The organism is Nocardiopsis lucentensis DSM 44048, from assembly GCF_000341125.1.
Classification (GTDB): domain Bacteria; phylum Actinomycetota; class Actinomycetes; order Streptosporangiales; family Streptosporangiaceae; genus Nocardiopsis; species Nocardiopsis lucentensis.
This window is the reverse complement of the sequence record NZ_ANBC01000279.1, coordinates 1-17,960: the sequence shown is the minus strand read 5'-3', so window position 1 is coordinate 17,960 and position 17,960 is coordinate 1. Positions and strand designations below refer to the sequence as shown.

The window sequence follows — 17,960 nt, the reverse complement described above, 5'->3', positions numbered from 1 at the left end:
GCCGGGGCCCAGCCGGTCTCGCGCCTGGGCGGCTACCACCTGTGGCTTCCCCTGCCGGAGGGGACGGACGAGGCCGAGGTCGTCACGGAGGCGCTCCGTTCGGGAGTCGCCGTGGCCCCGGGCCACGTCTACTTCCCGGCCGAACCGACCGGGCCGCACCTGAGGCTCAGCTTCGCGGCCACCGCGGGCCCCCAGGAGATCGACGAGGGGGTGCGGGTGCTCGCCGGGATCCTGCGCTGAGTGGCGGTACTCATGCGGGCTCCGCCGTCCGCACGGGACGATGCGGGCATGGATTCCCCCTGGGAGGGTTCCGCCGTCTGGCGGATCGCGGCCTGGTTCGCCACCGCCGTGGTCGTGGTGTGCACGGGGTACTGGGCCCTGGGCTTGGCCGGGCTGGTCCTCGTCATGTCGGGGGCGACGGACCCCGTCATGTACGCGTTCCTGGGGATCCACGGCGCGGCAGCCGCGGTCGCCGCCGTCGTGGCCCCGGTCCACCTGGTACTGGTCTGCCTGGGGCGGTCCGGCCGCCTCCGGCGTGTGCTGGGGCGGGTCCTCGGTTGGGCCGTGGTGCTCTTCCTCGTCGGCTGCGGGGTCACGGCCTTCGTCGTCGCGCCGATCATCGGACCGGCCTGACGGACGATCCCGCCAGGAGAACCTCCCGATCATGGGTTCGGCCTGATGGCCCGCCGTCACCTGAGGGCGGGGCGACTCAGTGGCGGTGGTCGATCCCGGCCAGGACGTGGACCTCGTGGGCGACGTCGTGCGGCGTCCGGGCCGGTCGGCGGAACGGGATGCGCACGTCGTGGTCGCCGTCGGCGGACTCCAGCCGCAGCAGCAGACCGAAGCGGTCCACCCCCAGCGGGCGGGGGCGGCCGTCCGGCAGGGGGAGGGGGCAACGGTCCACCAGGGCGTACAGGACGTCGGGGTGATCCTGCTCCAGGTGGCGCAGCCATGGCCCCTCCCAACGGCCGAACGGGTCGGCGTGGGCGCGGCCGAACTCGCCGGGGTGGAGCAGATGACAGCCGTCCTGCGCGGAGTGCACGACCAGGTGGGGCACCAGGACGACCATGGTGTGTCCGTGCCCCAGGTCCAGGAGGCGCTCGTCCGGGTCCCTGGCCAGTACCTCCAGTGCGCGGTCGCGCGCCTCGTCGGGCTCTGGGACGCTCAGGGCACCGCTGATCCACAGCAGGGAGCGGGTGGGGTCGCGCAGGTCCAGCGGGGCGGTGTCGACGAACTCGACGGTCGCCTCCAGCGGGTCCGGGCCGATCTCGACCAGGAGCCGGTGGTCGTCGGGTACCAGCAGCGTGATCTCGTCGCCGGGGCCGGTATGGCAGACGGGGGCGGCCAGGTCCAGCGACAGCTCGGAGGCCGTCACGGTCGCGGGGTTGGGTCGGGCCAGGACCGAACGAGCCCGTTCGGCGGGGGACGGCTCCAGGGCACGGTGGGACGCACGCATGAGGATCACCTCAACTCTCTTAGGTAAGGCTAACCTACATGCTTTTTCGTTGGGGGTGGTAGTCCTGGACGCTTCCGATACGACGAAGCCCCCGGGGAAGAGCCCGGGGGCCTGATGAGGTGACGGTGTGGGGTGGTCAGCGGGCGGCGAAGAGCCCGGAGCGCAGCTCCCCGGCGATGTCGGCGTCCCCGCGCAGCTCCAGCCGGTCGACGAGCGCCTGCGGGTCCAGCAACGCCGCGTCGTCGTCGCTGATCCGGCGGGCCAGGATCCGCAGCGAATCCTCGGTGGAGGCGTGCGCCGTGTAGCCGCTCAGGTGCAGGGCCCGCGCGGCGGGGGAGAAGCCGCTCAGGTCGGAGGCCGGGAGCTTGCGCGCGTCGAGCCGGTCTCCGGAGACGGTGATGAACACCCGGTCGCCGGGTTGGGCCGCCTGCCGGCGCAGGAGCGGTCGCAGCGAGTCGAACGCGGGCTGGTCGCGCCACACCAGCACGAGCAGGTCCGCGCCGGGGGCGGTCAGACACAGCAGCCGACCCGGCTGGAGGCCCAGGTGCGTCGCGTAGCCCGCCGGGACCGCCACGGGCGCGCCGTTGAGGTGGTCGGCCGTGATGTCGACCCGGTGCCACCAGCGCCCGTCCGGGGCGCGGAAGCAGCGCGCGGCCATGGCGGGGTCGCCCGAGGCCGCGGGGGGCGGGGGCGGCGCGACGGTCGGGATCGGACCGGAGGGCATGGGGTCGGGGGCCGCGGCCGTCGGAGGCCGGTCGTGCGCTGGTCTGTACTGGTGGGGGGCCGGAGTCTCCTCGTGCGTGGGGCCGTCGGGGCGGCGCCGTATCGGCAGCCCGTTCTCGGTCCGCGCCCCCGAGGAGTCCGGAGCGCCGGACTGGTTGGTGGGCGCCTCCATCGGCACTGACGGGTCGACGAACACGTACCCGTCCTTGAGGCTCACGCCCGGTGTGCTCAGCAGCCAGGCTCGCAGCTCCTGTTGGCGGATGCCGATCCGGCTCAGACGGAGTCCCGCGTCGGTCAGACTCGGCCCGTCGCCCAGCAGCTCGCGGGTCTGCCAGCGCAGGCGGTTGGGGTCGTCGGCGATCAGCCAGCCGTTGTGCATCCGCCGGTCGGTGAACAGGGTGATGACCACCCGCCACAGGGGCGTGTGCAGCGTGGGCACGTTCACCGGGTGGTCGGCGTGGGCGTTGATCAGCCGGTCGATGGTGGTCGCCGACCCCAGCTGCTCGGACAGCTCGCGCAGGTGTTTGGTGATCGGAGCGCCCTCTGGCGAGTTGAGCCACTGCAGCAGGCGTTCCTCGACCCTGCGCTGGGCCGCGCGGATCTCCGTGACGTCCACCGTGATCTGCTCCGAGAGCACCCGGATGCTGATGGGGTCGGTGGCGAAGAGGCGCTCGGCGGCCACCGTGCGCTCCAGGTCGGGCCAGGAGCGGAACATGCCGTCGACCAGGTCCACCAGCGGATGCTCGCCGAGGGCGGGAGCCGGGGGCTCCTCCACGGGTTCGGACCGCATCGCCTTGGGCGGGCCGAAGGAGGGCCGGCGCAGGGTGCGGCCGGGGCCCAGCAGGGAGCTGCGAAACTGCGACCGCAGGTCCCCGACCCCCTCCGCCGTCACGGGTTCGGCGGCCGTGGCCTCGGCGCCCTGGGCGCCGCCGGGGATCATCGCGGCGGAGCTGACCATACCGGTGGGCGCGGCGTCGTGGCCGACGGCGGAGGTCTCGGCCGGGCCGCTCATCTCCGGGCCCGGGTGCTCCTCGGCGCGCTGGGCGCGCAGCGCCCTGAGGGTGCGGATGGCGCGGGTCGCCGGGGTCTGCGGAGGTGCCGGGTCGAGTCCGGCACCCTCGGAGACCTCCGACCCGTCGGCCACGCCGGTGGCGGCGGTGAGGTATTCCAGCGCGTTGCGCACGTGTTCGGGGGCCGAGTCCGGAAGCCAGTGGGAGACCGTGCGGACGGCCTCGAGCATCAGCGCGGGGGAGGGGGTGGGGCCGCCGGGAAGTTCGCAGCAGGGTTGGAGGGCCCGCCAGGCGACCGTGCTGACGATGTCGAGGACACCGCAGCCGGGGATCGGCCACGCACGGATCTCCTGGGGGGTGGCGGAGATGAGGTGGTCCCAGTCGCCCGCGGTGGAGGTGATCGCGCCTCGTACCGGTTCGGCCAGGTCGGAGCAGTCCACCGACTGAGTGCGCAGGCTGGGCAGGAACTCGCCGAGCGGGACGTGGCTCCACTGCTCGGTGGCCAGTCGGGCGATGCCGTGCGCGAGCCAGGGCGGCCCGGCGATGTCCAGCACCCGGGCCACGGGCAACGAGTGCCACCAGCCGTCGATGAGCCGGTCGTGGTGGAGCAGGGGTGCCACGTCCGGCGAACGCGACCACCGCAGGGCGGGGGCGAGGTCGACGAGGCAGATCGGGGAGACGGCGTTCATCCGCTGGGGACCTCGACCTCCTGGTGACTGCACGTGAATTGGGGAGGAACCGCACGGGCCTTCGGTTCGATGCACCACAGTACGCGCCCTTCACCCATCGGGGGCCGGACCGGCGGCGCCGATCGGTTGCACCGCCAGTGGGCACGGCATGCCGGGGGACAGGGGCGCCGTGAGTACTTGTCGGAGATCGTACGTGGCCGGGAGCCACATGGGTACCCCCAGGACGCCCCGGTCTCGGCGGACATGTCTGTGACCCGCTCGTGTGGTGACGGTGACAAGGGCCATCACGGACGAGGCGACGGCTTCGTGTGTGATCCACCTCATATCAGTCCGACGGTGTGTGTATCCCGTTCGGGACCGGGGCCGACACGGGTCGGGAGCCGCCCCTGTCCTGCCGTTCGCCGTCGCCGCCCACGAGTACGCGGGGCCACCGGAACGGACTGGTTCGGGGTGATGTGGTCGACCTCGGCCAACACCCATGGGAACGGTATGCTGGGCGGGCACTGTCCTCGTCCGAACGCCCTTCGGTCGGGTGGCCGCCCAGCGGCCGACCTGGGTCGACGGTGTTCGGATCGGGGTGGCGGCATCGCGGCCCCTGCCAGACTTCCGTTCCCGCGCGCCCTCGGCGCCTCGCGAGCGTGGGACGGTCGAGCCGGACGATTGGTTGACGTGACAGACGTAGAGACGAATCCCCCAGCGGCCGCGCGAGCCATCAGACCGGACGCCATCCGGTCCTACGTCGCGATCGGCGACAGCATCACCGAGGGGATGGAGGACGACAGCGGCCCCGGCGGCGAGTACCGCGGTTTCGCCGATCGCCTCGCGGAGCACCTCGGCTCGTACACGCCCGACTTCCGTTACGCCAACCTGGGCGTGCGCGGTCGCCGGATGCGGCACATCTTCGGTGAGCAGCTCGACCAGACCCTGGAGTGGAAGCCGGACTTGGTCACCGTCCTGGCGGGCGGCAACGACGTCCTACGTCCCGGCGGCGACCTCGACCAGCTCGCCGAGCAGTTCGAGGAGGGTATCCGCCGCCTGAGCGACGCCGGGATCCGCGTCGTGATCCTGTCCGGTCACGACACCGGATGGATCCCCGTCCTGCGTTACTACCGCGGTCGCATCGCGGTGTTCAGCATGCACATGCGCGCCGTCGCCGAGCGCACCGGGACCGAGATCGTGGACCTGTGGGCGCTCAACGCGCTCACCGACTCCCGCGCCTGGAGCGACGACCGGCTGCACCTCAACGGCACCGGCCACCAGATCGTCGCCGCCCGCGTCGCCGACCTGCTCGGTTTCCCGATGGGTCCCCGGGAGTCGTGGACCGACCCCTGGAGCACCCCTCCCCGGCAGCTGCCGCGCATTCTGCGCCGCCGCGAGAACCGCCGGTGGGCCCGCCAGTACCTGGTGCCGTGGCTGCGCCGCCGTGCCTTGGGCCGTTCCTCGGGTGACGGACGCCTGCCCAAGCGCCCCACCCTGGACTACCTGCACGACGAGACGACGCGGGCGCGGATGGCGCGGGACATCGAACGGGGCGTGGAACCCGGCCGGTTCGATCCGGTGGACGGGGGCGCCCCGACCAGCAGCCCCTCGGGCACCAAGGGACCCACACCCAGCCACTAGCGGGGGCGCGGGCGGGGCCGGTCCACGCGGGAGCGATCGCGCGGGCGGGCCCGCCGGTCCCGGTCAGCTGCGCGACAGTGACTGGATCAGGTCGGACACGTGGACCACGCCGACGACCTGCCCGTAGGAGTTCGTCGCGATCAGGTCCTCGTAGACGCGGCTGTTGTCCTGACCGGCCACCCGCAGCGCGGCGAGCGCCGACATCCAGGAGGGCACGGTCCGCGGCGGCTCGGCCAGCCGCATCGAGGGCCTCTTGGCGTGCAGCGCGTGCCCGTACCGTCCGGTCACCGACAGCAGGAACCGGGTCCGGTCGATCACCCCCAGCGGACGGTCGCGGTGGTCGATGAGGATGACGCTGTTGAGCGCGGGGTCCCCGGTGAACGCGTCCAGGATCTCCTCGGCCGTGGAGTCGGAGTCGAAACCCACCGGGGGAAGCATGAACTCGGTGATCTGCGGACCGGACTCACTCGCGTCCTGGTCGGTGGTGGCGGGTTCGGGCACCTGGGTCACGCGCTCGCCCGGCCGCCAGCCGTCGTCGGCGAAGAACGTCCCGGTCCCTACGCGCAGGCCGCAGCGGCGCAGACGGATGACGTCCTCGACGCTCGACACGCCCGCGGCCATCGCGTAGACGCCGCTGCCCCGGCCCAGCCGGGCCAGGCCCTCGACGATGGTGGTCCTGCGCTGGTCGGAGGAGACGTCCGACACGATCGTGGGGTCGAGCCGGATGAGGAACGGCGTGGTCTCCAGGATCAGGTCCGGGCGGATCAGCGCGGTACCGAAGCCGCAGCGGAACCCGGTGGCCCGCAGCCGGGCCACCCCGGAGGTGACGGTCTGGCGGGGCAGGTCGGCCAGGTCGGTGGTGAGCATGAACGTGATGTCGCGCGGCCGTCGGCCCGCCTGGCGCAGCCGGCTGTCGAGCAGCGAGACGAACTCGTCGCCCGCGGTCAGTGTGCGTGCGGGCAGGGGCAGAACGAGCGGAAGCAGGCTCTCCGTGCTGGCTGCTTCCTTGACCAGGGTCAACAGCCACTCGGCGACCACCATCTGCTCACGGGCGGTCACCTCGGCCATGCCGTTTCGGCTGGTAGGCGGAAGGGACGTGACGACCTCGACGGCCACGACGGCACCGGAGTCCAGGTCCACGACGGGCCGGTAGGTCACGGCGCCGGAGGGACGTCGGGGCGCCGGAGCGCTCTTGTCGGTTCGGGGGCTCTCGGCGAGCTGCTGGGGCGAGTGGACAGACACGTGTCCATGGTGGCGGGCCCGGAACCCGGGAAAAAGGTCTGTGCGCTGCTGTTCAGCAGACCTTCACCTGCGCGAAGACCCGCCCCGGCACGGACGGTCACCTCGCGCCGAAACGGCCCGAAACCAGGTCCGGCCCTGACCAGAGCGGAATGTCGTCGTGGACACCGCGACGACGGTCATGCTCCGCGCCCCTCGCAGGCCCCGGCCGAAACGGGTCGGTGGTCCGCGCCGTGAGGGGCGGGGACCACCGGAGGGGACGGACGCCACGGGGACACCGTGACGTCCGTGGGACGCTGGTTCAGGCGCGGCGGAAGGCCAGGGCGATGTTGTGCCCGCCGAAGCCGAAGGACTCGTTGATGGCCGCCACGTCACCGGCGGGCATGTCCCGGGGCTTGTCGCGGACGATGTCCACGACGACCTCCGGGTCGAGCTCGCTGATGTTGATCGTCGGCGGGATGCGGCCGTCGTGCAGCGCCAGGATCGTGGCGATCGACTCCACGGCTCCGGCACCGCCCAGGAGGTGGCCGGTCATCGACTTGGTCGAGGTCACGGCGACCTGGTCGGCCGCGGACTCACCCAGCGCCGTGCGGATCGCACGGGTCTCACCGACGTCCCCGGCGGGCGTGGACGTGGCGTGCGCGTTGACGTGCACGATGTCGTCCGGTGCGAGGCCGCCGTCGGCCAGGGCCAGGTCGATCGCCCGGGCCTGCCCCGCGCCCTCGGGGTCGGGCTGGACGATGTCGTAGGAGTCGGCGGTGTAGCCCACGCCGGCGGCGTGCGCGTACACGCGGGCACCGCGCTTGGCGGCGTGCTCGGCCGACTCCAGGACGACGATCCCGGCGCCCTCGCCCATGACGAACCCGTCACGGTCCTTGTCCCACGGGCGGGAGGCGCCCTGCGGGTCGTCGTTGCGGGTGGACAGGGCGCGCATGGACGCGAACGAGGCGATGTTGAGCGGGTGGATCGCGGCCTCGGTGCCGCCGGCGATCACGACGTCGGCGCGGCCGTCGCGGATCATGTCGACGGCGTTGGCGATGGCCTCGGCGCTGGAGGCGCAGGCGCTGACCGGGGCGTGCGCACCGGCGCGGGCGCCGTACTCCAGGGAGACCGCGGCGGCGGGGCTGTTGGGCATGAGCATGGGCACGGTGAACGGGGAGACCCGCTTCCAGCCCTTCTCACGGAAGGTGTCGTACTGCTCGAGGATGGTGAGGATGCCACCGATACCGCTGGAGACGACGACACCGAGGCGGATGGGGTCGACCTCCGGGCTGCCCGCGTCGGCCCAGGCCTCCTCTGCGGCGATCAGGGCGAACTGCTGGGTGCGGTCGAGCCTGCGCAGCCTCGGGCGGGGAAGCTTCTCGGAGGGTTCCTGCGCGATACGCCCGGCGAAGTGCACCGGGAGCGTCTCGTGCCAGTCGGGGTCGAGCATGGTGACACCGGACCGGCCGTCGAGGAGCGCGGACCATGTGGTCGCGACGTCACCCCCGAGGGGGGTGGTGGCACCGAGGCCGGTGACGACGACATCGGTCTTGGACATGATCCGATCGCCCTTCTCGTGGGTCGTACCCGGCCGCGGGGTGCCGGGAGGCGTTGGCGGATATCTGGACGGAACCGGGCGGCGNNNGGGGCGTGTGGCCCCGGCGGCCCGGAGACGCTACTTCTGGATGAAGGTGATGACGTCCTGGACCGTCTTGAGGTCCTTGAGCTGGTCGTCGGGGATCTCGACGCCGAATTTGTCCTGGGCGGCGACGGCGATCTCCACCATGGACAGCGAGTCGATGTCCAGGTCGTCGACGAAGCTCTTCTCCGGGGTGACCTCGGAGGGCTCGGTCCCGACGATCTCCTCGATGATCTCGCCGAGTCCGGTCAGGATCTCCTGCTCGCTGTGAGCCATGTCGTGTATCTCCTTGCTTGACGCTTCTGTCGCGGGGACGTCCCCGCGGTACGGGGTCGGCTCGTGGGTGTGACCGCGGGCCGAGGGACGGGATCAGGGGATGCGGATCACCTGAGCGGCGTAGGCCAGTCCCGCCCCGAAGCCCAGGGTGAGCACGGTGCTCCCCGAGGGCAGTTCCCCGCGTCCGACCATGCGCGAGAGCGCGAGGGGAATGGACGCGGAGGAGGTGTTGCCAGCGGTGACGATATCGCGGGCCACGAGTGCCTGGGGCGCACCCAGCTTTCGTGCGATGGACTCCACGATGCGCAGGTTGGCCTGGTGCGGCACGAAGGCCGTCAGCTCACCGGGCTCCACCCCAGCCCTCTCCAGGGCCTCCAGCGCGACCTTGTACAGCTCGGTGGTGGTCCAGCGGAACACCGCCTGGCCCTCCTGGTAGAGGTACTTGTGGTCGCGCAGGTAGATCTTGTCGGCGCGGCCGCCGTCGGATCCCCAGACCACGGGGCCGATGCCGTGCTCCTCGGCTCCGGAGACCACGGCGGCCCCGGCTCCGTCGGCGAAGATCACACACGTGGAGCGGTCGTCCCAGTCCACCCAGTCGCTGAGCTTCTCGGAGCCGATCACCAGGACGTTGCGCGCGCTGCCGCCGCGCACCGCGTCCGACGCGACGCCCAGCGCGTAGCAGAAGCCCGCGCAGGCGGCGTTGACGTCGAAGGCGCCGGGAGCGGTGATCCCCAACCGGTCGGCGACGGTCGCGGCGGCGTTGGGGATCTGGTCGGTCACGGTGCACGTGGCGACGATCACGAGGTCGATGTCCTTGGGGGACAGCCCGCTGGCGGCCAGTGCCTTACCGCCCGCGGCCACGCCCATGCTCTCCACGGTCTCCTCGGGACCGGCGATGCGGCGCTCACGGATACCGACGCGGCTCTGGATCCACTCGTCGTTGGTGTCGACCCGAGCCTCCAGGTCGGCGTTGGTCACGACCCTGGAGGGCTGGTGCTCACCGAAGGCGACGATGGTCGCGCCCACGGGAGCGCTCGGGGTCTTGAACATGATCAGCCTTCCTGGTCGGCGCCCGCCGGGGCGGTGACCCCGGCGTGCTCCTTGATGAGGGCGGTGGCGCGGTCGATGTCGTCCGGCGTCTTCACCGCGAGCAGTTCGACACCGCGCAGGGCCCGCTTGGCCAGCCCCGTGAGGGTTCCGGCGGGGGTCAGCTCGATCAGGGCGGTCACGCCCAGGTCGGCGAGGGTCCGGGTGCAGGCGTCCCATCGGACCGGGGAGGAGATCTGCGAGACCAGACGGTCCAGGTACTCCGACCCGCTCCCGACGACTGCGCCGTCGGCGTTGGACAGTAGCCGGGTCGAGGGGTCCTGCGGGGACAGGGAGGCCGCGGCGGCCCGGACGCGCTCCACGGCCGGGGCCATGTGCTCGGTGTGGAACGCCCCGGCGACCGAGAGGGAGCGCAGCCGGGCGCGGGCGGGCGGGTTCTCCGCGAACGCGGCGAGCTGCTCGGTGGTCCCGGCGGCCACGATCTGCCCGGAACCGTTGTCGTTGGCGGGGGTGAGCCCGGCGTCCGCGACGGCCTTGAGCACGTCCTCGCGCACTCCGCCGAGGACGGCGGTCATACCGGTCTCGGTGCGGGCGGCGGCGTCGGCCATCCCACGACCGCGCTCGGCGACCAGGGCGAGCGCGTCGCCCGGTGACAGGACACCGGTCACCGCCGCGGCGGTGAACTCACCGACGCTGTGGCCGGCGACGGCGTCCACGAAGGAGTGGTCGGCGGGTAGCCCGGGACCGGGGGCGGAGAGCGTGCCCAGGATGGCGGAGGCGGCGGCCATGCCGGCACTGACCAGCAGGGGCTGGGCCACGGCCGTGTCGCGGATCTCGTCCGCGTCAGCCTCGGTGCCGTAGCGGACCAGGTCGAGACCGGTCACCTCGGACCACGCGGCGAACTGTTCGGGGACACCGGGCAGTTCCAGCCACGGGGAGAGGAAGCCGGGGACTTGGGCGCCTTGGCCGGGAGCAACGATTACAAGCACAGCATCAACCTTGCCCTGTAGGAGATCACCAGTCAGAGGGGGAGGCACACGAAGTTACCTCGGGGTCGTTTGTAGGCCCTCCACAAAGGCGGCGTCGGGGTCGGGCCTTCGCCCGTACCCCGGGTGGGGGAGATCACTCTCCGGGGCCGCGGGAGCGCGCCAGCAGGGGCGGAGAGGGGTGGCCGCGCCCCCTCGCGGGCCTCCGACGTGGAACGGGCCGCCTCCCGGACGGACCCGGGATGAGACCCTGGGGGTGTGAACACCCGACACCAGGATGCCCGAGACTCCGACGGCGAGGACACGGGCCAGGCCGAGCAGGATCGCGTGCGCGCGGAGACCGTGCGACGACTGGAGCGCTCCATGGGCGCGCTCGGCACGGCGGCCGTGGCGCGCATGGAGGAGCGGCTCGCCTGGTTCCGCCGGATGTCGGCGGAGGACCGGTCGTGGATCGGCTTGGTGGCGCAGTCGGGGGTGGCGGCCTTCGTCGACTGGTTCCGCAACCCGGTGCGCGGCCGCCCGGCCATCACGGTGGAGGTCTTCGGCACGGCTCCGCGCGAACTCACACGGTCGGTGTCGCTGCAGCAGACCGTCGACATGATCCGCGTGGTCATCGAGGTGGTCGAGGCCCAGGTCGACGAACTGGCCGCGCCGGGCGGCGCCCAGCAGCTGCGTGAGGCGGTGCTGCGGTACACGCGGGAGGTCGCGTTCAGCTCGGCGAAGGTCTACGCGCGCGCGGCCGAGGCCCGGGGGGCCTGGGACGCCCGCCTGGAAGCCCTCATCGTCGACGCGCTGCTGCACGGTGACCGGGAGGAGGGGCTGGAGACCTGGGGGTCGGCCCTGGGGTGGTCGCACACTCCGGTGATCGCCGTCGCGGGTGGGACTGAGGGGGAGTCCGGAGCCAAGGTCCTGGACGACCTGCGCGCGGCCGCCCGCCGTCTCGGACACGACGTCCTCGCGGGCCGCCAGGGTTCCCGGGTGGTCGTGGTGGTCGGGGTCGGGGACCGCTACCCGCGGGAGGAGCTGCCCCTCGCCGCCGCCGAGCCGCTGGCCGGACTGTTCGGACCGGGCCCGGTCGTCGTCGGCCCGGCGGTGCCCGACCTCAGGGCCGCGGGGGCCTCGGCACGCGCGGCGGTCAGCGGCCTGCGGGCGGCGGTGGCCTGGCCCGACGCGCCGCGCCCGGTACGCGCCGACGACCTGTTGCCCGAACGCGCGCTGCACGGGGACGCCGACGCGCGCCGGGAGCTGGTCGAGGAGGTGTACGTCCCGCTGGCCGGGGCGGGGTCGCCGCTCCTGGACACGCTGTCGGTGTACCTGGAGCACGCGTCGTCGCTGGAGGCCACGGCCCGGATGCTGTTCGTCCACCCCAACACCGTCCGGTACCGCCTCAGCCGGATCGCCGAGCTGACCGGGCACATGCCCGCGGACGGGCGCGGGTCGTTCGTGCTGAGGGTGGCGGTGGCCCTGGGGCGCCTGGCGGGAGCGGAGTAGGGGCCGTTCGCGCGACCGCCGTCGACGGTGAAGGGACGGCGTGATCAGCGCCACGAACCTATCCGTAACCTGATCGTTGTGTGTCGTACCTGGCTACTTATGGATGTTTCACGTCGGTCGGGTATGTCTGTAACTGACCGTGTGCGCCCGGGGACCGCACCAAAAGGGATAGCTTTGTGGTGGGCGGGACGCCTGTGGGACCGCGAGGAAGGGCATGCCTCGGGCGAGGTCCCCGCACCGCTCCGACACGACGTTCTTGGGGGGTCAAGGCTGTGGTCGAGCGACCGAGGAAGAGTTTCCGGCTGATCGAGACGGTGACCGAGGCCGCTCTCCAACCCACGCAGGAGGGCGAGCTGCGCAGACGCGTCCTGTTCTGGGTCCCGGTACCGATCCCGGTACTCGCGCTGGTCTCCCTCGCGGTCGGGGGCGACCTCTCCGCGCCCGGATGGACGATACTCCTGGCCACCTCCATGGGAGTGGGAACCCTCCTCCTCACGCTGGTCGTCCAGCCCACACCGCTGCCGGAGGGGCTCTCGCCCCAGGTCTCCGCCCGCCGGTCCCTGCACCGCTTCCGGCAGTTCACCCATCTGCGGGTCTGCCTCGCGCTCGTTCCCGTGGCGCTCGGCGCGACCGCGTCGCTCGTCGGCGGCGGTCTGTACCCGCTCCTCGCCGCACTGGCACTGTCCTGGCCGCAGATGCTGATGGCCATGCCCACCTTCTTCACCATCACGCGGGCACGCCGCGCGATGGAGGCGTGGGGCACCACCGCCTACCTGTGGCATGCCCTGTCGCGCCCGGCGAAGGTCACCTGGCCGGTGGCCACGCCGTTGGCCGACGCTTGGCGGCGGTGGCGCGACGAGCGCGACCGGGCGCGCGGCGCGGCGCAGGAGAGCAAGGAGGAGAAGGCCGGGGCCGACGGGTCGGAGAACGGCCGGGACACCTCCCCGGACGGCCCGGCGGCCGCTCAGGAGGCCGTCAGGGGTACCGGCGCCGGTACCGGAAGCGGCACCGTGGGACGGCTGATCACCGCCAGCGGAACGGGGGGCACCGTGCACCGCGCCGCGCGGCGCGTCATCGAGAGCGGCGGCGCCCTGCGGACCGTCGGCCGAGAGCGCCACGGCGCGCGATCGACGCGGCGTCCGAGCACGCCCAAGCGCTGAGGCGTCCAGGCGCGGACCGTCCACGGGTCGGCGCGCGGCGACCCGTCACACGGCCACGCGCCGGTACACGTGCGGCAGGACGTCCTGCCCCGCCTCGGGGCAGTGGTACCAGACCGCTTCGGCGTCGGGGCCGTCGAAGACCACCTCGCCGATCGTGTTGCCGAAGTACGGGGGACCGTCCAGGCGCCAGCGGAGCCAGGGGCGGGGGACCCGCGCCAACCACGTCAGCACCCTCCCCGCGGCGGTGAACGGCCAGCTGGCGGACAGCCGTGCGCTCCGGCGCAGGGGGAGCGGCAACTGGTTGCACAAGGGCGAGGAGACGAGCTGGGCGACGCGCGTGCGGCGCTCGTCCGGCGCGGGCGCGGCGCCGCCCGGGCTCCCGGCCGGAAGGTCGCCCTCCGCGCCGTCCGTGCGGGCGAGGTAGGAGAAGTGGACGTCGCCGCTCAGGAACAGGACCGTGGACGGCGCCGGGCCGCGTTCACCTCCGCACAGCGCGCGGACCCCCTCGCCCAGACGGCGGAAGGAGTGCTGGAAGGCGCCCCAGTGCTCCAGGTCGAGGGCCTGGCGCACCCGCTCCGCCGGTCCTCGCGCCCAGCCGCCCCACGCGCCCTCGCACACCGCCTCGTTCCACGCCTCCAGGTGCTGCACCGCTGGGGGGAGAAGGACCGGAACCGTGGAGGCGACCACGACGTGTTCGTGGCCGCCGGTCAGGTGCGCGTCCAGCCACGCGTGCCCGTCGGGGCCGAGTATGGACCGCTCCGGCCCCTCCTGCCCGCCCAGGGCGCGGCCGCACCGGGTGTCGGTGACCAGGACGCGGACGGACCCCGCGTCGACGCGGTGGCTCCAGCGGTAGGACGAGGGCTCGTCGTGCGCCCGCCAGGCGAACGCGTCCAGGACGTCGCCCGCGTCGGAACCGCGGTCGCGGATCCGGGCCCACACCGGGTCGGCGTCGCGGTCGGCGGGGGACAGGTTGCCCAGGTGCTGGTACACCCAGTAGGCGCCCAGGCCGCTGGTGATCCGCGTGCGCCACCAGGGAAGGGCGTCCATGGCGCGGCGCCAGGCGGCGGAGGTGTTCCAGTCGTCGCGGATGTCGTGGTCGTCGAAGACCATGAGGGTGGGGACGGTCGACAGCAGCCAGCGCACCTGCGGGTCGCTCCAGGCCTGCCGGTACAGCTCGGCGTACTCGTCGTACCGGACGACCTCGTCGTCGGGGGCGCCGTCGGCGGGATCCTCCTCGCGCACCCGACGCAGGAGTTCGCGCATGGGTTCCTGGACCTCGTCGGCGTAGACCTGGTCGCCGATGAGCAGCAGCAGGAGGTTGTCCTCGACGGGTTCGCGGGCCAGGCGCCGGGCGGTGGCGCGGAGCATGTCGGGCCCGTGTCGGACGAGGCCCTCGGGGCTGTCGCCCGTGGGGGTGTGGCAGGAGCCGTACAGCAGACGGGTGGGGGCGTCCGGGGCCGGAGTGCGCACGACGCTGGGCGGAAGGGGGCTGTCCGGCTCGGGCCAGACGGGTGTGTCGTCGAGCAGGACCTCGTACGGCAGCCGTGATCCTGGCTGGAGACCGGTGAGTTCGCACACGGCGTAGTGGTGCCCGTGCACGGTGAAGGTGGGCGCCGAAGCGGCCTCGCGGCCGTCGACGAGGATCCGCGCTCGGCACGGGGCGTCGGTCTCCACCCATACCGTCGCGCTGGTCGGATCCACATGTCGCAACAGGGGCCCCAGACGTAACGAGACAGTCATCGTTCCCCCTCTTTTGCCCCAGGTTCTCACACGTCGTGGACGAGTATGGCGTTTCGGAGCCCCACCGTCATCCACAGCTCGGCCGAAGATGGTTGCACGAGCGCCCCGGCTGCGCGAAGGTGGCGCTATGCGGACACAGATCCTTGAGCTGCACACAGGAGGTTCAGAGAGCATCACGGACATCACCCGTGAGTGCGCGGACCTCGTCGCCGACGGAGGCGACGGGCTCCTCAACGTGTTCGTCCCGCACGCGACCGCCGGTGTGGCCATCATCGAGCTCGGCGCCGGGTCCGACGACGACCTGCTGGCCTCGCTCGACGACCTGCTGCCCGCCGACGACCGGTGGCGGCACAAGCACGGCTCCCAGGGCCACGGGCGCTCCCACGTCATGCCGGCCTACGTCGCACCGCAGACCACCGTCCCGGTGCTGTCCGGACGGCTCGAACTGGGGACGTGGCAGTCCATCGCGGTGGTCGACCTCAACATCGACAACCCCGACCGGCAGGTGCGGTTGTCGTTCCTGACGTCGGCATGAGGACGGGAACCAGGAAGGATCCGGGTTGGGCGGTGCGTTGACGGGAGATGCCACTAGCGTGTGAACTAGGCGATCAACGATGGTTACGGACCCACGGGACGGGCGTTTCGAATGGCCCAACATCGTTGTGACAACTGCTTCGTGCAGGCAAGATTGAGAAAAATCATCTGTGGAGGAGAACTTTCGTGAGCGCGACCGCGGGCCAGGCACAGAGCGAACGCGGCTTGGCTGACCGACTCGGATTCAAGCCGGGTCAGGTGGTGCAGGAATTCGGTTTCGACGACGACGTCGACGAGGGACTGCGCGCATCCATCGCCGAACTCACGGGCGAGGCGCTGGTCGACGAGGACTTCGACGGTGACGTCGACGCGGCACTGCTGTGGTGGCGGTCCGACGAGGAGGGGGATCTCACCGACGCCCTGATGGACACGGTGCCCCTGATCGCCGACGGCGGCATCATCCTGGTGCTGACGCCGAAGGCGGGGCGCGAACTGCACGTGTCCCCGGGCGACGTCTCCGAAGCGGCTACCACGTCCGGCCTGTCGCAGACCAGTGCGATCAGCGTCGGCTCTGACTGGTCGTGCACCCGTATGGTCGTTCCCAAGCGGTGACGGACTCCACCCCGACGGGGTGGGGGCATCCGGTGCCGCGCGTCCCAAAGGAGGGCGCGCGGCGCTGAGAAGCGCCCGCCGACGAACATGAACGACATCATCACCGAGGGCGCCCACGCGCCCGATTTCACGCTGCACGATCAGTACGGGCAGGACACGACCCTGAGCGGGTTGCGGGGCCGCCCCGTCCTGGTGGTCTTCTACCCGCTGGCCTTCTCCGGCGTCTGCTCGGGCGAGCTCGCCGAGCTGAGCGCGCGGCACGCGGAGTTCGAGGATCTCGGAGCCAGGGTCCTGGCCGTGTCCGTGGACTCGGTGTTCTCCCTGCGCACCTGGTCGGACCGGGAGTCCTTCCCGTTCGCGCTGCTGTCGGACTTCTGGCCGCACGGCGCCGTCGCCGACGCCTACGGGGTCTTCGACGCCGCCCGGGGGACCGCGCGGCGCGGCACCTTCCTCGTCGACGCCGAGGGGATCGTCCGCTGGACGGTCACCACTGCGGTATCCGAGCCCCGCGACGTGGACGCCTACCTTCGGGAGCTGCGTTCGCTCACCGGAAACTGAGGAGCGACGACCCTTGTGAGGCGGTATGATCGCCTGCGACGCGGGGCGCGTAGCTCAGTTGGTTAGAGCAATTGCCTTACAAGCAATAGGTCAGGGGTTCGAGTCCCTTCGCGCCCACGGACTCAGGACGACCCTGCTCGGGGGCCTTCGGCCGCCTCGCCGGGTCGTCCTTCGCGTCTACCGGGGGAGACCCCCCGACCCCCCCGAGGTACCCCCCTGCGGCCGGGGCCGCGCGGGTCGGCGGGGTGGATGGAGTGATCTCTTACAACGCGGGGCTTCGCCCCGGGGGTTGTCGTTGGTTTGCCCGGGGTCCACCGCACCCCGGAACGACCCGGATCGGGGCCTTCGGCCGCCTCGCCGGGTCATTCCGTCGTCTCCGCCGGGGCTCTCCACATGCCCGTGCGTTCCGGGGCCGGGCCCGCCGGGGACTACCTTGGCGGAGTGTCCTGGCGCGTGCTGGGACGGGCGCGGAGGCGGGGCGCGATCAGAGGTGGTCGGCGCTGACGCGAGTCGGGTGAGCGCAGACCGTGGAACTCCGTCTGCTCGTAGACGATCGAGCTCTGGACCCGGGTCACCTCGGAGCGCTGCGACATCACGTCGAGCACGAGTTGCTGGAGGTGTTCGGCGTCGCTGACCACCACATGGATCAGGAAGTCCTCGGCACCGCTGACGTGGTAGAGCGAACGGGTCTCCGGTAGGGCGACGGCGAAGTCGACGAACCGGGTGAACACCTCACGGGTGTGCGTCCGGACCTGCACCGCGAGGATCGCGTTCATCGCCAGCCCGATGGCCGTCGACGACACGTGCGCGTGGATCCCGGTGATGACGCCTCTCTCGCGCAGCCGACGGACGCGCAGCAGACAGGTCGACGGGGCGATCCCCAGCTGTTCCGCCAGCTGCTTGTTGGGAATGGTGGCGTCTTTCTGGAGCTGTTCGAGGATGGCCCAGTCGATCGCGTCCAGTTCGATTGCGGCGGCCATAACTCCTTATGATACGAACCACGTAGGGGACGGGACCCGCGTGATGGGGGACAGGGGCGCGGGACGCCCGGGGCGGCTCTCACCGGGGAGACGACGCGGTGGACGTCCCGGTCGCGGTGAAGCCGGTCTGGATCTCGCGCAGCTGCGGTTCGGTGAGCAGGCCCTTGGCGAGCACGATCTCGGGCACGCTGGCTCCGGTGGTCAGCGCCTCCGTGGCG

At 72.1% G+C, this 17,960-nt stretch carries 16 protein-coding genes, 1 tRNA gene and 1 pseudogene; 9 read left to right on the top strand and 9 right to left on the bottom strand.

Annotated elements, in window-relative coordinates:
- Window positions 1-240: pseudogene (locus D471_RS33670) on the top strand (PLP-dependent aminotransferase family protein); the annotation flags it as partial.
- A 48-nt stretch (window positions 241-288) separates the two neighbouring features.
- The gene (locus tag D471_RS0109490; protein WP_017598403.1) at window positions 289-633 is read left to right on the top strand and encodes a hypothetical protein; all 345 of its coding nucleotides are present in this window, start codon (window positions 289-291) and stop codon (window positions 631-633) included.
- A gap of 76 nt (window positions 634-709) precedes the next feature.
- Here D471_RS0109490 and D471_RS0109485 read toward each other — a convergent pair whose 3' ends face one another.
- Window positions 710-1,456, bottom strand: a complete 747-nt coding sequence (locus D471_RS0109485) for a DUF2470 domain-containing protein (protein ID WP_017598402.1) — start codon at window positions 1,454-1,456, stop codon at window positions 710-712.
- Window positions 1,457-1,592: 136 nt separating this feature from the next.
- Window positions 1,593-3,878 (bottom strand): hypothetical protein, encoded by a 2,286-nt coding sequence (locus D471_RS0109480; protein ID WP_017598401.1) that lies wholly within the window; start codon window positions 3,876-3,878, stop codon window positions 1,593-1,595.
- Window positions 3,879-4,547: 669 nt separating this feature from the next.
- Here D471_RS0109480 and D471_RS0109475 point away from each other — a divergent pair.
- Complete coding sequence (locus tag D471_RS0109475) at window positions 4,548-5,498, top strand: SGNH/GDSL hydrolase family protein (protein ID WP_017598400.1); 951 nt, start codon at window positions 4,548-4,550, stop codon at window positions 5,496-5,498.
- Window positions 5,499-5,561: 63 nt separating this feature from the next.
- Here D471_RS0109475 and D471_RS0109470 read toward each other — a convergent pair whose 3' ends face one another.
- The 5 genes from D471_RS0109470 to D471_RS0109450 all read right to left on the bottom strand — a co-directional run bounded on the left by D471_RS0109470 (window position 5,562) and on the right by D471_RS0109450 (window position 10,670).
- Window positions 5,562-6,740: an EAL domain-containing protein gene (locus D471_RS0109470; protein ID WP_017598399.1), complete on the bottom strand. Its 1,179-nt coding sequence runs from the start codon at window positions 6,738-6,740 to the stop codon at window positions 5,562-5,564.
- A gap of 298 nt (window positions 6,741-7,038) precedes the next feature.
- On the bottom strand, window positions 7,039-8,277 hold the full coding sequence (fabF, locus tag D471_RS0109465; protein WP_017598398.1) for a beta-ketoacyl-ACP synthase II: 1,239 nt from the start codon (window positions 8,275-8,277) through the stop codon (window positions 7,039-7,041).
- A gap of 117 nt (window positions 8,278-8,394) precedes the next feature.
- Window positions 8,395-8,634: an acyl carrier protein gene (locus tag D471_RS0109460; RefSeq protein WP_017598397.1), complete on the bottom strand. Its 240-nt coding sequence runs from the start codon at window positions 8,632-8,634 to the stop codon at window positions 8,395-8,397.
- 93 nt (window positions 8,635-8,727) lie between these two features.
- A complete protein-coding gene (locus tag D471_RS0109455; protein ID WP_017598396.1) occupies window positions 8,728-9,684 on the bottom strand; it encodes a beta-ketoacyl-ACP synthase III in 957 nt (318 codons plus the stop codon).
- A gap of 2 nt (window positions 9,685-9,686) precedes the next feature.
- Entirely contained in the window at window positions 9,687-10,670 is a 984-nt protein-coding gene (locus D471_RS0109450) for an ACP S-malonyltransferase (protein WP_083924172.1), read from the bottom strand.
- Between the two features lie 255 nt (window positions 10,671-10,925).
- Here D471_RS0109450 and D471_RS0109445 point away from each other — a divergent pair, with 255 nt between their 5' ends.
- Together D471_RS0109445 and D471_RS0109440 are read left to right on the top strand one after the other, a co-directional pair.
- The gene (locus tag D471_RS0109445; protein ID WP_017598394.1) at window positions 10,926-12,158 is read left to right on the top strand and encodes a PucR family transcriptional regulator; all 1,233 of its coding nucleotides are present in this window, start codon (window positions 10,926-10,928) and stop codon (window positions 12,156-12,158) included.
- A 272-nt stretch (window positions 12,159-12,430) separates the two neighbouring features.
- Window positions 12,431-13,318: a hypothetical protein gene (locus tag D471_RS0109440; RefSeq protein WP_017598393.1), complete on the top strand. Its 888-nt coding sequence runs from the start codon at window positions 12,431-12,433 to the stop codon at window positions 13,316-13,318.
- A gap of 45 nt (window positions 13,319-13,363) precedes the next feature.
- On the opposite strand, the gene D471_RS0109435 is transcribed toward D471_RS0109440, so the two are convergent.
- The gene (locus tag D471_RS0109435; RefSeq protein ID WP_026127561.1) at window positions 13,364-15,058 is read right to left on the bottom strand and encodes an alkaline phosphatase D family protein; all 1,695 of its coding nucleotides are present in this window, start codon (window positions 15,056-15,058) and stop codon (window positions 13,364-13,366) included.
- 127 nt (window positions 15,059-15,185) lie between these two features.
- Here D471_RS0109435 and D471_RS0109430 point away from each other — a divergent pair, with 127 nt between their 5' ends.
- The 4 genes from D471_RS0109430 (at window position 15,186) to D471_RS0109415 (ending at window position 16,879) form a co-directional block, all read left to right on the top strand.
- Window positions 15,186-15,593: a secondary thiamine-phosphate synthase enzyme YjbQ gene (locus D471_RS0109430; RefSeq protein WP_017598391.1), complete on the top strand. Its 408-nt coding sequence runs from the start codon at window positions 15,186-15,188 to the stop codon at window positions 15,591-15,593.
- 185 nt (window positions 15,594-15,778) lie between these two features.
- Window positions 15,779-16,204 (top strand): DUF3052 domain-containing protein, encoded by a 426-nt coding sequence (locus tag D471_RS0109425; RefSeq protein WP_017598390.1) that lies wholly within the window; start codon window positions 15,779-15,781, stop codon window positions 16,202-16,204.
- Between the two features lie 87 nt (window positions 16,205-16,291).
- Window positions 16,292-16,762 (top strand): peroxiredoxin, encoded by a 471-nt coding sequence (locus D471_RS0109420; RefSeq protein ID WP_017598389.1) that lies wholly within the window; start codon window positions 16,292-16,294, stop codon window positions 16,760-16,762.
- Window positions 16,763-16,805: 43 nt separating this feature from the next.
- Window positions 16,806-16,879 (top strand) — tRNA-Val (locus D471_RS0109415).
- Between the two features lie 311 nt (window positions 16,880-17,190).
- Here D471_RS0109415 and D471_RS33665 read toward each other — a convergent pair.
- Complete coding sequence (locus tag D471_RS33665; protein WP_017598388.1) at window positions 17,191-17,742, bottom strand: Lrp/AsnC family transcriptional regulator; 552 nt, start codon at window positions 17,740-17,742, stop codon at window positions 17,191-17,193.
- Window positions 17,743-17,960 lie beyond the last annotated feature (218 nt).